The organism is Sinomonas sp. ASV322 (assembly GCF_030908245.1).
Lineage (GTDB): Bacteria > Actinomycetota > Actinomycetes > Actinomycetales > Micrococcaceae > Sinomonas.
The window spans coordinates 137,285-150,876 of record NZ_JAVFJJ010000009.1 but is presented as its reverse complement, the minus strand read 5'-3'; the positions used below and the strand labels follow the sequence as shown (position 1 = coordinate 150,876).

General features: G+C 70.1%; 15 protein-coding genes and 1 riboswitch. Of the genes, 6 read left to right on the top strand and 9 right to left on the bottom strand.

The window, feature by feature from the left end; genetic code table 11:
* Positions 1-5: 5 nt before the first annotated feature.
* The gene (locus tag RBS12_RS13565) at positions 6-1,802 is read right to left on the bottom strand and encodes a DEAD/DEAH box helicase (RefSeq protein WP_307966644.1); all 1,797 of its coding nucleotides are present in this window, start codon (positions 1,800-1,802) and stop codon (positions 6-8) included.
* An 864-nt stretch (positions 1,803-2,666) separates the two neighbouring features.
* Between RBS12_RS13565 and RBS12_RS13560 the strand changes: the two genes are divergently transcribed.
* Complete coding sequence (locus RBS12_RS13560; protein WP_307966643.1) at positions 2,667-3,356, top strand: hypothetical protein; 690 nt, start codon at positions 2,667-2,669, stop codon at positions 3,354-3,356.
* A gap of 350 nt (positions 3,357-3,706) precedes the next feature.
* On the opposite strand, the gene RBS12_RS13555 is transcribed toward RBS12_RS13560, so the two are convergent.
* From RBS12_RS13555 to thiE, 3 genes are all read right to left on the bottom strand, one after another.
* Positions 3,707-5,224: an RNB domain-containing ribonuclease gene (locus RBS12_RS13555; RefSeq protein WP_307966677.1), complete on the bottom strand. Its 1,518-nt coding sequence runs from the start codon at positions 5,222-5,224 to the stop codon at positions 3,707-3,709.
* Between the two features lie 228 nt (positions 5,225-5,452).
* On the bottom strand, positions 5,453-6,298 hold the full coding sequence (locus RBS12_RS13550; protein WP_307966642.1) for a prephenate dehydratase: 846 nt from the start codon (positions 6,296-6,298) through the stop codon (positions 5,453-5,455).
* Positions 6,295-6,999 (bottom strand): thiamine phosphate synthase, encoded by a 705-nt coding sequence (gene thiE, locus RBS12_RS13545; RefSeq protein ID WP_307966641.1) that lies wholly within the window; start codon positions 6,997-6,999, stop codon positions 6,295-6,297. The genes RBS12_RS13550 and thiE overlap by 4 nt, the downstream gene beginning before the upstream one ends.
* A gap of 15 nt (positions 7,000-7,014) precedes the next feature.
* A riboswitch (TPP riboswitch) is annotated at positions 7,015-7,169 on the top strand.
* On the opposite strand from thiE, the gene thiO reads away from it, so the two are divergent.
* The 3 genes from thiO to RBS12_RS13530 all read left to right on the top strand — a co-directional run bounded on the left by thiO (position 7,167) and on the right by RBS12_RS13530 (position 9,473).
* Complete coding sequence (gene thiO / locus RBS12_RS13540; RefSeq protein WP_307966640.1) at positions 7,167-8,390, top strand: glycine oxidase ThiO; 1,224 nt, start codon at positions 7,167-7,169, stop codon at positions 8,388-8,390. Its footprint overlaps the riboswitch before it by 3 nt.
* Positions 8,387-8,644 (top strand): sulfur carrier protein ThiS, encoded by a 258-nt coding sequence (gene thiS / locus RBS12_RS13535; RefSeq protein ID WP_307966639.1) that lies wholly within the window; start codon positions 8,387-8,389, stop codon positions 8,642-8,644. Before thiO ends, thiS begins: the two co-directional genes overlap by 4 nt.
* 7 nt (positions 8,645-8,651) lie before the next feature.
* Complete coding sequence (locus RBS12_RS13530; protein ID WP_373886524.1) at positions 8,652-9,473, top strand: thiazole synthase; 822 nt, start codon at positions 8,652-8,654, stop codon at positions 9,471-9,473.
* Between the two features lie 23 nt (positions 9,474-9,496).
* Here the strand turns inward: RBS12_RS13530 and RBS12_RS13525 are convergent, their stop codons facing one another.
* Entirely contained in the window at positions 9,497-9,664 is a 168-nt protein-coding gene (locus tag RBS12_RS13525) for a hypothetical protein (RefSeq protein WP_307966638.1), read from the bottom strand.
* A 137-nt stretch (positions 9,665-9,801) separates the two neighbouring features.
* On the opposite strand from RBS12_RS13525, the gene RBS12_RS13520 reads away from it, so the two are divergent.
* A complete protein-coding gene (locus RBS12_RS13520; protein ID WP_307966637.1) occupies positions 9,802-10,146 on the top strand; it encodes a 4a-hydroxytetrahydrobiopterin dehydratase in 345 nt (114 codons plus the stop codon).
* Here RBS12_RS13520 and RBS12_RS13515 read toward each other — a convergent pair.
* The 3 genes from RBS12_RS13515 to RBS12_RS13505 all read right to left on the bottom strand — a co-directional run bounded on the left by RBS12_RS13515 (position 10,136) and on the right by RBS12_RS13505 (position 11,380).
* The gene (locus RBS12_RS13515) at positions 10,136-10,447 is read right to left on the bottom strand and encodes a hypothetical protein (protein ID WP_307966636.1); all 312 of its coding nucleotides are present in this window, start codon (positions 10,445-10,447) and stop codon (positions 10,136-10,138) included. The genes RBS12_RS13520 and RBS12_RS13515 overlap by 11 nt on opposite strands.
* 11 nt (positions 10,448-10,458) lie before the next feature.
* Complete coding sequence (locus tag RBS12_RS13510) at positions 10,459-10,683, bottom strand: DUF3107 domain-containing protein (protein ID WP_307966635.1); 225 nt, start codon at positions 10,681-10,683, stop codon at positions 10,459-10,461.
* Between the two features lie 73 nt (positions 10,684-10,756).
* Positions 10,757-11,380: a TetR/AcrR family transcriptional regulator gene (locus RBS12_RS13505; RefSeq protein WP_307966634.1), complete on the bottom strand. Its 624-nt coding sequence runs from the start codon at positions 11,378-11,380 to the stop codon at positions 10,757-10,759.
* A gap of 113 nt (positions 11,381-11,493) precedes the next feature.
* Here RBS12_RS13505 and moeB point away from each other — a divergent pair, with 113 nt between their 5' ends.
* Positions 11,494-12,681: a molybdopterin-synthase adenylyltransferase MoeB gene (gene moeB / locus RBS12_RS13500; RefSeq protein WP_307966633.1), complete on the top strand. Its 1,188-nt coding sequence runs from the start codon at positions 11,494-11,496 to the stop codon at positions 12,679-12,681.
* On the opposite strand, the gene RBS12_RS13495 is transcribed toward moeB, so the two are convergent.
* Positions 12,675-13,565: a hypothetical protein gene (locus RBS12_RS13495; protein WP_307966632.1), complete on the bottom strand. Its 891-nt coding sequence runs from the start codon at positions 13,563-13,565 to the stop codon at positions 12,675-12,677. The two genes, moeB and RBS12_RS13495, sit on opposite strands and share 7 nt — an antisense overlap.
* Positions 13,566-13,592: the final 27 nt, after the last annotated feature.

The following is a 13,592-nucleotide window of genomic DNA, read 5'->3' as shown; positions in this document are numbered from 1 at the left end:
CATGCCTATTCGGCGTTCGTGCGGCTCACGACTTCGCCTTCGACGCGGCGGGTCCGCGAACGACGGCGGCGCGCGGCCAGCACGCCGCGGTCCACGCCCTCCTCGGTGTCACCTTGGAGGAAGACGGCCGCGGCCTGAGCAGCGGCGCCCTGCTCGGCCGGCGCCTGCTCCGGCTCGGCCTTCTTCGAGCTGCCCCTGCGACGCCGGCCCTCGCCGCTGGTCTGCGAGCGTGCCTGGCGGTCGGAGCGGCCGTGGCCGTGCCCGTGCTTGCCCTCGCCCTCGGCGCGTTCGGCCACCACCTTGGCCCCGCCCTCGGCGGGCTGCTCGGCGGCGCCGGCCTTCTCGGCCTCGCGAGGCTTCGAGCCGCCTCGGGCCTCGCCGCCCCGCCGCTCGCGGCCCTTGCCACCGCGGCGCGGCTTCTTCGACGGCCCGCCCAGGTCCTCGAGCGCCTCACCCTCGACGCCCTCGAGCACGCGCTTGTGGCGGGGCAGACGGCCCTTCGTGCCCTGGGGGATGTCCAGATCCGCGAAGAGGTGCGCGGACGACGAGTACGTTTCGACCGGCTCCGGGACGTCGAGCCCGAGCGCCTTGTTGATGAGCGTCCAGCGGGGGACGTCCTCCCAGTCGACGAACGTCACGGCCGTGCCCTTGTTGCCGGCGCGGCCGGTGCGGCCGACACGGTGCAGGTAGGCCTTTTCGTCCTCCGGGCACTGGAAGTTGATGACATGCGTGACGTCCTCGACGTCGATGCCGCGGGCCGCGACATCGGTCGCGACGAGGACGTCGACCTTGTTGTTGCGGAACGCGCGGAGCGCCTGCTCGCGCGCGCCCTGGCCGAGGTCGCCGTGGAGGGCGGCTGCCGCGAACCCGCGGTCGACGAGCTCCTCGGCGAGCTTCGCGGCGGTGCGCTTGGTCTTCGTGAAGATGATCGTCCGGCCGCGGCCCTCGGACTGGAGGATGCGCGCCACGACCTCGTCTTTGTCGAGGTGATGGGCACGGTAGATGACCTGGCGGATGTCCTTCTTCGTGATCGAGTCGTCGTCCGGCTCGGACGCGCGGATGTGCGTGGGCCGGCTCATGTAGCGGCGGGCCATCGCGACGACCGGGCCCGGCATGGTCGCGGAGAAGAGCATCGTCTGGCGGATTGCGGGGACGGCGCCGAGCAGCGTCTCGACGTCGGGCAGGAAGCCGAGGTCGAGCATCTCGTCCGCCTCGTCGAGGACCACGATCCGCACGTTCTTGAGGTTGAGGTGGCGCTGGCGGTGCAGGTCGATCAGGCGGCCCGGCGTTCCGACAATGACGTCGACGCCGCGCTGCAGCGCCTCGATCTGCGGTTCGTACGCGCGGCCGCCGTAGATGACCTCGGTGCGCAGGTTCGTGCGCTTGCTCGCCGTCTGGAGATCCTTCGAGACCTGGAGTGCGAGCTCGCGTGTGGGGACGATGATGAGGGCCTGCGGCGCGCCGGGCACCGGGAGCTTTGCGTAGTCGGGGTGGTCGGGTGCGATCGCGCGCTGGAGCGTCGGGATGCCGAAGCCGAGCGTCTTGCCCGTGCCCGTCTTGGCCTGGCCGATGATGTCGTGCCCGCCGAGCGCGACGCCGAGCGTCATCGACTGGATCGGGAACGGGTGGAGGATCCCTGCATCGGCGAGCGACTGTGCGATCTCGGGAATGACGCCGAAGTCGCTGAAGGTCTGCTGCGCTTCCTGGCGCACGGGGGCGTCGTTGGTAATGGTCTCCTGCGTTTCGAGCGTCTCCTCGCCCGAATCGTCCAGAAGCAGTTCCTGAGTGTGAACCTCGTTCAAAGGGGCTGCGTCCCTCTCCATCTGGGCCGGGACTGGCCGCTCAACAGACGTCCTCAGGGCGGGCGGCAAGGGACTCGCATTCGCCCAAGGCGTCCGGAGCAGCCGGTCGCAACGGCCGTCCAGTGGAAGCCGATCGCGGGCTATCAAGGTGCCAGCGCGGGCGCTGGCAGGTGAAAAAGCAGATCGCGTCGAAGACGACCGGGCATCCATTAACGACTCAAGGATATCGTGGGCTTGCGGAAAGCCGGGAATTGTGGTCCGCGACACACGGCGACGCGCCTTCGTGGTGGTCCGCACGGCTTTGGCGGCGGCCGGTTTCGCGGCCCGGTCGTGTTTCCGCCGGTTGGCCGCATTTCCGCCGGTTGGCTGTCGTTCCGCCGGCGATAACCCCCTCTATATCCGGCGAACGGCCCTCCTGCGGGAAACCGGCGGACCTGCGGATGATCGGTGTGCCGCGCATGCTGCGGAAGGCTGTCCCCGACTGCACTGCTCCTCAACAGGATCCCTTCCGGGCGCGTATCCACATGGAGCGCCAGGAGCGCGCGCGAACTCTACTAAGGAGGTCAGAGTCGCCTTATGAAAACTCTTGACCTCTCACGTCTTGGCCCTCGGCCGAGCTTCGCCCATGGGCTCTGCACATCTCGAGAGCTCGCTCTGTTAGGTGTGGGAGAGAATTCAGTGCCCGATCTCGTCGCCGACGGGGTCATCGTGAAGATCCGGCGGGGGGTCTTCGGGATGAGAGGGCTGGTTCCTCAAGGGAATGACGTCGCGATCCGTGAGCGAAACGATCGCCTCCTTCGCATACGGGCTCATGCGTGGTCGCGCTTCACTCCGTCATCGCCGTGGGCGTTCGGCTACTCGGGCGTGAGCGCCGCGGCGCTCCACGGCTTCAGCGTATGGACCTCGGAACGGCGGATTCACCTTGTCCAGCTCTTCAAGTCGTCTAGCCGCGATCATGCCCTGGATGTGGTCAAGACCTACCGGCCTGACGCGACCATTGGGCTCGTTGACGGGTTGCCGTGCACGGAGAGTGCTGAGACGGTGATCGACTGCCTGAGGGTCCTGCCGGTCGAGCCGGCGATGATTCTGTGTGAGTCCGCGCTCTGGCAGAGATCGGTCGACGACGCATCCTTGCTCGAAGCGGTGAATCGTGCGCGCCACCGTCGCGGAGTTGCCGCTGCCCGCGCGATCATGGCTCGGGCAACCGCCCTGTCCGAATCTGCGGGCGAGACGCGGACACGGTTGCTCCTGGAATCGCTGCCGATCCCACGTGCCGTCCAGCAATTCGAGGTCCTCGTCGAAGGGTCCGTCTACCGCCTTGACTTCGCGTGGCCAGACCTGCGCGTGGCCCTCGAATTCGACGGCCTTTCGAAGTACGTCGGCGACGAGCCGACTGACCAGGTCCTCCTGCGCGAACGGGCGCGAGAGAACGCACTGGTTGGCCACGGATGGGTGATCGTGCGCATCACGTGGGCTGATCTCACCCGACCGGAACGTGTCCACGCTCTGATCAGCGCGGCCTTTGACAGGTCGCGTCGGTATCGCTCGGCGTGATGCTCGGGAGCCGAGGAGCCGGAATGCCGTCGACGACGGGGATCAGCCAAAGAGGCGGGGGCTGTAGCCGGCGGACACCGGGCGAACCGGCTGACTAGCGGCGAATCGGCGGATCCCTGGTGAGGCAGGGGGTAAGCCGTAAGGGAGGGGGTGCGAGCCGGCGGAGTTGCGGCGAATCGGCGGATCCCTGGTGAGGCAGGGGGTAAGCCGTAAGGGAGGGGGTGCGAGCCGGCGGAGTTGCGGCGAATCGGCGGATCCCTGGTGAGGCAGGGGGTAAGCCGTAAGGGCGGGGGGCGAGCTGGCGGAGTGCGGCGGACCGGAGGAACCGGGGAGCTCGCGCGCAGCCGACCCTATACGCGCTCGAACAGCACGAGCCGCTTCAGGATGTCGGCGGTCACGAGCCGCACGCGCACGGTGGTTCCGGACTCCATCTCGCCCTCGCAGCGCGCCGTGACCGGCGGATCGGAGAGCTGCACGGTGCCGAACGGCTTGCCGCCGCCTTGGGGACGGCCGCCGTTCTGCGAGCTCGCGATGCGGTCGAGCGGTTGGGAGGGTCGCCTGTTGCCGTTGCCGTTGCCGTTGCTGGAGCCAGACCCGTTGCCCGGACCCGCGCCGTCGTCGCTCGCTGCAGGCTTCGAGCCGGAGACCACGACGGCGTCATACTCCTGGCCGACACAGTTGACGAGCAGCGCTGCTTCGACGAGGTCGAGCGACGCGCGCTCGACTTGGGCGGCCAAGTGATCCGATGCGGCCATGAGGCCCGGGAGGGCGGGCAACGCGTTGCGGGCCCAGGCGGGTACGTCGCCGTCGTTCGCGAGAGCGTCGCAGAGCACGAGGACGAAGCGGTCGACGAGCCTCCGCAGCGGCGCCGTCGTGTGGGCGTAGGGCGCGGCGATCGCCGCCTGGACGGGATTGTCCGGGAGCACGCCGTCGAACGGCGTGTAGGTCGCGCCGCGGAAGAGCGCGGCTGCCGCGTGCAGGATCGCGAGGTGCTGCGGATCGGAGGCGTCGAGCGTGCGAAGGTACTCGCCGTACGGAACGTCTCCGTCCCAGGGGCGGCCGAGCGCGTGCGTCTGCCGGCGGAAGTGCCGCAGCGACTTCTCGTCCGGAGGCGGCATGGTGCGGAGGATCCCGACGCCGCCGTCCATCATGAGCTTCGCCGCCGCCATGCCGGTCATGAGCGAGATCTGCGCGTTCCAGTCCTCCACCGGGCGCTGCGCGGCCGCCTCGATGCGGTAGCCGCCGTCGTCCGTGGGAACGACTTCCTGCTCGGGGAGATTGAGGCTGGCCCCGCCGCGCGCTCTTTCGAGGGCCACGCGCTTGAGCCCTACCTCCTTGAGCAGCATGAGGGGTTCGACGGCGGTTCCCGCGTCGATCTGGGCCTGCACGTCGGCGTAGTTGAGCTTCGCCCGGCTCCGGACCCGGGCCCGCCTGAGGTCGACGTCGGTGACCTCGCCGTCCGCGCCGAGCCGGAAGTCCCAGACGAACGCCCCGCGCACGGTGTCCGCGAGGAGGCTCCCGGCGTCGTCGGTGATGTCGCGCGGATGGAGCGGGACCTTCTCGTCGGCGGCGTAGATGGTCTGACCGCGGCGCCGCGTTTCGGCGTCGAGCTCGCCGTCGGGCCGCACGAAGGCTGGGACGTCCGCGATCGCGTAGCGCACTCGATAGCCGGCGCCGTCGCGTTCGAGGTGGAGGGCTTGGTCGAGGTCGGTCGATGCGGGCGGATCGATCGTGACGAAGTCGACGTGGGTCTCGTCGGCGTCGGGCAGCCGAAGGGAGGCGATGGCGGCCTCGGCGTCGGCGAGGGCCGCCGAGGGGTACTCCGATGCGAGCTGGAACTCTTCGCGGAGCGCGGCGAACGCAGCCACGATGGCCGCGCGTCCTGCGTCGGACTGCGCGGTCGCGGCTCTCGCCGGCTTCGGGACAAAGTGTGATTGGCCCACGAGCGTCAGCCTAGACCCGAGGGCCGACAACGCAAGTCTTACGAGTTCAGGGCCCATGCCGGCGAGGGGCCTGGTCCCGGTCTGCGAAGGCTGGGAGCCGGTGGGGGGCGCGTCCCGTGGGTGGGACACCCACCGGACCTGACCCCTGAACGGCTAGAGCGCGTCCTGGCCGAACCGGCGCGGGTGGGCAGGGAACACGCCGAGGATGCGCAGCTCGGTCGAGAAGAACGCGAGCTCCTCTAGGGCCCGCGCGAGCGGGGGCTCGTCGGGATGGCCCTCGACGTCGACCATGAACATCGTCGCGGCGAACTTGCCGTCCACCATGTAGCTCTCGAGCCGGGTCATGTTGACGCCGTTCGTCGCGAAGCCGCCGAGCGCCTTGTAGAGCGCTGCCGGGATGTTCTTGACCCGGAACACGAAGCTCGTCACGAAGGGCTCGCTGCCCGCCTCGGGGTACGGCCTCGGAGGAGCGAGGATCACGAAGCGCGTCGTGTTGTGCCTGTGGTCCTCGATGTCCGACGCGAGCACTTCGAGGCCGTAGCGCTCCGCCGCGAGCGGCGGGGCAATCGAGAGCTTCGTCGGGTCGCCCCACTCCGAGACCTCGCGCGCGGAACCCGCGGTGTCTCCGGCCACGACGGGGGTGAGTCCGTGGGCCCGGATGAATCCACGGCACTGCGCGAGCGCGTGCACGTGGCTGTGAACCTCGCGCGCTCCCTCGATGCTCGCGCCCGGAATGCCCATGAGGCTGAAGCGGATCCGCAGGAAGTGCTCGCCGATGATCTGGAGCGATGTCGTCGGGAGCAGGAGATGGATGTCCGCGACGCGCCCCGCGACCGTGTTGTCGATCGGGATCATGGCGTAGTCCGCCTCGCCGCCGTCGACGGCAGCGAACGCGTCCTCGAAGGTTGCGCACGCGAGCGCGTCGGCGCTCGGGAACGCTTCGAGGGCGGCCATATGCGAGTTCGCACCGGGCTCGCCCTGGTACGCGACGACGGTCATGCGTGCGCCGCGCCGCGAGCGAGGGCCGGCAGCTGCCCGCGGAGCCGGGCGGCGGCGTCCGCGGGATCGTCGGCGTCCGTGACGGCGCGGACGACGACGACGCGGCTCGCCCCAGCGTCGACGACCGCACCGACGTTCGAGTGGTCGATCCCGCCGATCGCGAACCACGGGAGCGTGGGCGCGCCCCCGTCGACGGCCTCTGCCGTGCGGCGTGCCGCATACTCGACGAGGCCGAGGCCGACCGGCGTCCGTCCCGGCTTCGTCGGGGTGGCCCACAGCGGCCCGGTGCAGAAGTACGAAAGGCCCGCGGCGCCGTCGGGTGCGGAGCCGGGAGCAGCGGCGGCGAGCGCGGCGTCGACCTGCTCAGGTGAGTGGGTCGAAAGCCCGACGGCGACCGAGTCGCCGAGGACGCGGCGCACGGCGAGCAGGGGAAGGTCCTTCTGCCCCACGTGGAACACGGGTGCGCCGGAGAGCAGGGCGATGTCGGCTCGGTCGTTGACGGCCCACAGCTTCCCATGACGCTCGGCCGTCTCGCGCAGCACCTCGAGGAGCTCGAGTTCCTCGGCCGCTTCGATCTGCTTGTCGCGGAGCTGGATGATGTCGACGCCGCCGGAGAACGCCGCGTCCACGAAGGCCGCGAAGTCGCCGCGGTCAGTCCGGGCGTCGGTGCACACGTAAAGCTGGGCGTCGAGCAATTGCATGGCAACTAGACTAGTCCTCAGTACTGCGGGAGCCCGCGAGTGTGACACCCCTTCCGATCCCCGCCTTCAGCGGCGGAGGGCGCACCATGAGTCGGGCTGAGAGGGCTTCGTGCCGACCGTGAGAACCTGATCCGGGTTGTGCCGGCGTAGGGAAGGACAGCGAATTCATGGACGGACGCGAGGCGGTGCCCCCCACGGTGCAAGCCGACGTCGCCGTCGTCGGCGGCGGCGTCGTGGGTCTCGGGATCGCATGGGAGGCCGCACGGTCGGGGCGGAGCGTCGTCGTCGTCGACCCCGCGCCGGGCACGGGCGCGAGCTTCGCGGCGGCCGGCATGCTCGCCGCCGTGAGCGAGTACCACTACCAGGAAGAGGACCTGCTCGGCCTCACGCTCGAGTCGGCGCGGCTGTGGCCCGGATTCGCCGGCTCGCTCGGAGCGGAGACCGGCTATCAGAGCACGCCGACGCTGTGCGTCGCGGGCGACGCCGCTGATCGCCAGGCGCTCGCGGACCTCCGAGCGGTCCAAGAGGCCCACGGGCTCGGTGTCCGGGCGCTCACGGTCCGCGAAGCCCGGTCGCTTGAGCCGATGCTCGCGCCGGCGATCGCGGGGGCATTCGAGATCTCGGCAGACCACCAGGTCGACCCGCGCCGCCTCGTCGCGGCGATTCTGGGCCGCCTCGGCGAGGACCGCATCGTGCGGCGCCGGGCCCAGGCCCTCGTCTGGGCGGGCGGAGCGGGAGATGCCCGCGTGGTGGGCGTCCTGCTCGACGACGGACGCGAAGTGCGCGCGGGGGAGACGATCGTCGCGAACGCGATCGGTGCCCGAGATCTCGCGGGGCTTCCTGTCCCGCTCCCGCTGCGGCCCGTGTACGGCGACATCCTGCGGCTGCGCGTGCCCGAGAGCCTGCGTCCGCTCGTGACGGCGACGGTGCGCGGCCTCGTGCGGGGCAAGCCCGTCTATCTCGTGCCGCGTGAGGACGGGACGCTCGTGATCGGCGCGACGCAGCGCGAGGACGGCTCGGATGCCGTGTCCGCGGGCGGCGTCTACGAGCTTTTGCGCGATGCACAGGCCCTCGTCCCGGCCGTCGCCGAGCTCGAGCTGTACGAGACGACCGCCCGGGCCCGCCCCGGCACCCCCGACAACGCGCCGCTCCTCGGACGAGTCGCCGCAGGCTTCGGCCCGGCAGGGGCGGCGGACGACGGCGGTCACGTCCCGGGCCTCATCGTCGCGACGGGCTTCTTCCGCCACGGAGTCCTGCTGACGCCCGCCGCCGCACGGATCTGCGTCGAACTGCTCGACGGCCGCACCGAAGAACGCTGGGACGCATTCCGCCCGGACCGCTTCGCCCGGATTCCGCACGAGACCCACGCTTCCTACGGGAGGACAGCATGAATTCCTCGACCACGACGCTCACCGTGAGCGTCAACGGCGAGCCCCGAGACTTCGCGCCCGGCTCGACCGTGCTCGATCTCGTCGCGGCGACGACCGGCCGCGAGATCGGCGCCGACGGGCGGCCGGCCGACGGCGGGCGCCTGGGTGTCGCCGTCGCCCTCAATTCGGAGGTGGTACCCCGCGCCCGCTGGGCCGCCACCCCGCTCGCGGCGGGCGACGCCGTCGAGCTCGTGACAGCCATGCAAGGAGGCTGATGTGGATATCCGGACCGATACCGCGGCTGGCGCCGTGGGGCGCGAACCGCTTCTCGCCGACGATCCGTTCGTCGTCGACGGCGTCGAGCTGGGCTCGCGGCTCATCATGGGCACCGGCGGGGCGCCCAGCCTCGACGGGCTCGGCGATGCCCTCGAGGCCTCGGGCACCGAGCTCACGACCGTTGCGATGCGCCGCTTCTCGCCGGCCGAGCAGGGCTCGCTGTTTCAGCTGCTCGTCGACAAGGGGATCCGCATTCTGCCGAACACCGCGGGCTGCTTCACGGCGCGCGACGCGGTGCTCACCGCCGAGCTCGCGCGGGAGGCGCTCGAGACGGACTGGGTCAAGCTCGAAGTCATCGCGGACGAGACGACCCTCCTGCCCGACCCGATCGAGCTTGCCGACGCGACCGAGCAGCTCGTGGGGCGCGGCTTCAAGGTCTTCGCGTACACGAACGACGACCCCGTGCTCGCGCGCCGGCTCGAGCAGCTCGGCGCCGTCGCCGTCATGCCGCTCGGCGCCCCGATCGGGACGGGACTCGGGATCCTCAACCCGCACAACATCGAGCTCATCGTCGCGCGGGCCGAGGTGCCCGTGGTCCTCGACGCGGGGATCGGCACCGCCTCGGACGCCGCACTCGCGATGGAGCTCGGCTGCGACGCAGTGCTCCTCGCGTCCGCCGTCACCCGCGCCCAGGATCCCGTGCGGATGGCGGCCGCCTTCCGCCACGCCGTCGCTGCCGGCCGTCTCGCGTCGAAGGCCGGGCGCATCCCGAGGCGCGACCACGCGCTCGCCTCGAGCCCCCTGGAGGGGCGGGCGCAGTTCCTCTAGCCGGGACGGGCATCCTGAGGTCGTTATTTGGGCTTCCGCGGCTTCAGGCGACGAAGCAGGACAACGAGACCGACCGCCAGGATTCCCGCTCCGAGCGCCCAGCTGGGGCCCGCCAAGGGCCAGAGGATCGCGAAGGGCGCGAATCCCGTGAGGAAGATGATCCCCCGCCTGCCCGCATGAGGTGCGTTCATGATTCGACGCTACGTCGAGTGGCAGGCCACTGACGCCTCTCGGGCGCATCGGTCTACGTGGACCGAAAGAATTGTCTAGCCCACTGAGGCCACCCCCGCCCGTGACGGCGCCGCCGGGATCGGCCTAGGCTCGAACCATGGGCGAACTCGAGGTGCTCGATGAAACGCGGCTCGCGGAGGAGCTCCAGAAGCTCCCTGACTGGCGGCACCGCCTCGGCGGGCTCGTGACGGTCTACAAGCTGCCGAGCGCGGCGGGCGCGCTCGCCTTCATCGCTGCGGTCGGCGACGTGGCCGAGGAGCTCGTCCACCATCCCGACCTGGACTGGCGCTATCGCCGCGTCTACGTGCGGTTCAGCACGCACGACGCCGGGGGAGCAGTCACGGAGAAGGACGTCGAGGCCGCGCACCGCGTGAGCCTTCACGCCGCGGCGCTCGACGCCGTGCCGGAGCCGGAGAGGTATCCGGACTCGGTCAGCCCTTGAGCAGTTTGTTGAGGTCGGCGATGTCGCGCTTCTCGCGCGATCGTTCGACGAACTTCGTGAGCACGAACGATGCGGCGACGCCGAGGGCCATGGGAAGCACCCACGGCATCCAGATGAGCCCGGACATGTAGCCCGTCCCTGCGGAGACGAGCACGATCCACACAACGCACGCGACGACGACGCCGAGCGCGACGGGCAGCATGATGCCGTACTTGCCGTGGCGGCGATCGGCGGCCCAGAGCGCGAAGCCCAAGCCGCCGGTGACGATGATGTCGATGACGAGCGACCAGACGGTCTCCACGTCGCCCCCTGTCAGAGTGCGCCGAAGCCCACGCGGCGCTGCTCTTGCACGCCGAGCTCGACGTATCCGATCACGCCGGCGGGGACGATGACCTGGCGACCCTTCTCGTCTTCGAGTCGCAGTTCCTTCTGACCGGCGATCGCCTCGGCGACGAGCTTCGCGATCACTTCGGCGTCCTGCGAGGACTCGAGCACGATCTCGCGGCCGACGTTCTGGATACCGATCTTGATTTCCACGTGGGTCTCCCTTTGCTGCGTGATGACAAGCGCGCCCGCGGCACGTGCCTCGGAGCGACTCTCTATGTGTACCTTAGGCCTCTTTGGGGAATCGAGAGATTCCGCGCCAAGCCAAACGGGAGACGAGATCGCTCGCGGCGTCGATCGGCAGATTCCCTGAGGTCTCGAGCCAGTATCGGGCGCTCACCTGGGCCATGCCCGCAAGGCCGCGCCCGAGCAGCTGGGCCTCGATCATCGGCAGCTTCGTGTCCGCTGCGATGACGCGCGCGATGGCCTCGGCGAAGCCCTTGTTGAACTTCTCGAGCCGGGACGCGACGTCAGGGTCGTTGACGAGATCGGACTCGAAGACGAGGCGATGGGCTTTGTCGTCCTTCGCGATGAACTCGTAGTACGCGCGCATGACGGCGCGCACGCGCTCGCGGTTGTCCGTCGTCGAGCCGAGCGCCGCGTCCATGAGCTCGGCGAGGGACGCGAGGTGGCTGTCGAGGAGCGCGAGGTAGAGGTCGCGTTTCGAGGGGAAATGCTGATAGAGCACGGGCTTCGAGACTTGCGCCGTCTCGGCGATGTCGTCCATTGCGGCGCCGTGATACCCGTTGGCTGCGAAGACTTCGAGCGCGGCGTTGAGGAGCTGGGCCCGCCGTTCGTCTCGGGGAAGGCGCGGGGACCGCGTGGCCGCCGCACGAGGTTCGGTGCTCACAGCTCCACCTTTCTCCCGCCAGCTGGCCCCACACGGACCCGCCGGTAGTCATACTCTACCCGCGGGTCACATGGACTGCGGCATTGACGGCACGCGGGGAATACGCTGGAGTCATGTCCCCCATTTCCGTTCCGACCCTGCTTCCGCCGCTTGTGGAGCCCGGCGAGCCGCTCACGCCGGACGAGGTGCAGCGCTACTCGCGGCACGTCATCATCCCTGAGATCGGCGATCTCGGGCAGCGGCGGCTCAAGAATGCGAAGGTCCTCGTGATCGGCGCCGGCGGCCTCGGCTCGCCCGCGCTCCTGTATCTTGCGGCCGCGGGCGTCGGAACCCTGGGCATCGTCGACGACGACGCCGTCGAGCTGAGCAATCTCCAACGGCAGGTCATCCACGGGGTCGCTGACGTCGGGCGCCCCAAGGCACACTCGGCGCGGGACGCGATCCGGGAGCTCAATCCGCTCGTCGACGTCCGGCTCCACGAGGTGTACCTCGACGCGTCCAACGCGCTCGAGATCTTCGCGGGCTACGACCTCATCCTCGACGGGACCGACAACTTCGCGACGCGCTACCTCGTCAACGATGCCGCGGCGATCCTCGGCAAGCCGTACGTGTGGGGTTCCATCTTCCGTTTCGACGGCCAGGTGAGCGTGTTCTGGGAGAAGCACGGCCCGACGTACCGCGACCTGTACCCCGAAGCGCCTCCGGCTGGTTCCGTGCCGTCGTGCGGCGAGGGCGGCGTGTACGGCATGCTGTGCGCGTCGATCGGCGCGTCCATGGTGACGGAGGCCGTCAAGCTCATCACCGGCGTCGGCCGCACGTTGCTCGGGCGAGTCCAGCTGTACGACGCGCTGAGCGCGACCTGGCGCGAGCTGAAGGTGTCCACGGCGCCGGACGCCGAGCCGATCACCGAACTCGTCGACTACGAGGCCTTCTGCGGCGTCGCACCCGCCGCGCCTGCCCCCGCGGGGCGCACGGTCACGGCGCGCGAGCTCGCCGACATGCTCCGCGCACGCGACGCCGGCCAGGCCGATTTCGAGCTCATCGACGTCCGGGAGCCCGGCGAGCACGCGATGGTGAGCATCCCCGGGTCTCGGCTCATCCCGCAGGGGCGGCTGCTCTCGGGTGAGGCCTGGGGCGAGCTACCCCGCGACCGGAGCGTCGTGTTCCACTGCAAGTCAGGCGCGCGCTCCGCCAATGTGCTCGCCGCGGCGGAGGCCGCCGGCTTCACGGCGGTCAGCCACCTCGAGGGCGGCGTGCTGGCTTGGGTGCGCGAGATCGAGCCGGACAAGCCGACCTACTGATTCCTCAGCCACAGGGCCTTCTGGCCGGTCGTCGGCTGCCCTGCGGGCGCGAGCGGCGTGGGGGAGGACTCGGGGCCCGCGGCGAGGAACGCGGAGTCGCCGAGCGCGGCAAGGGCGTCTTCGGCGCGGGTGTCCAGGCTGGGATCCGCGTCGCCGAGCTCGCGCGTGACGCTGATCATGAGGCCTTGGCCGTACGCCATGAGCTTCATGATCCGGAACACCCGCCCGTTCTGCGGCCTGATGGTCCCGACGAAGCCGACCGTGCGGCTCGCGAGGCTCTTCGGCGGCGGGACCGAGGTGAACTCGAGCTTGGCCCGATTTCCGTTGACGACGACGTCGTGGCGCGGGCACGTCCGCACGAACTCCGTGAGCTCGCGGAGCGCCTGAGAGTAGGACCGTTCGGGGTCGGTGACAACGGAGACGAAGGTCCAGCTGCCCTCCTCGCCTGACGCGCCGGACCTCGAGACGGGCGAGACCGGGACGAGCGTGTGCTTCAGGAGCGTTTCGCACGCGGAAGGCCGGAACTGGTCAAGAGGGGCGTAGAGGGTCCCGCTCCAGTACGACGCGCTCTCTTCGTCCCCGTTGACGAGCCGCAGGGGTGTGCCGTCCGCGCCGTGGATCGCGGTGACGATGCGCTCGAGCTCGGACACCGAGCGCTGCGGCGAGGCGTAGCCTCCGTGGTTGGGAGTGGGCGAGGCGGATGCGCTCGGCGCCGATGCCTCGGCGGACGACGGCGCACTGGGCCTTGCGTGGATCACGGCGGGCAGGAGCGGAATGCACCCCGTGAGGAGGACGACGGCGGAGCCCGCGAGAGCGGCAATCCTCCAGATGCGCAGCGCAACGCCGCGACGCGATCTCAGCGATGTCGAGGCGCGAGCGCCCACGGCCTTCCCCCCATTCATGCGGATGTG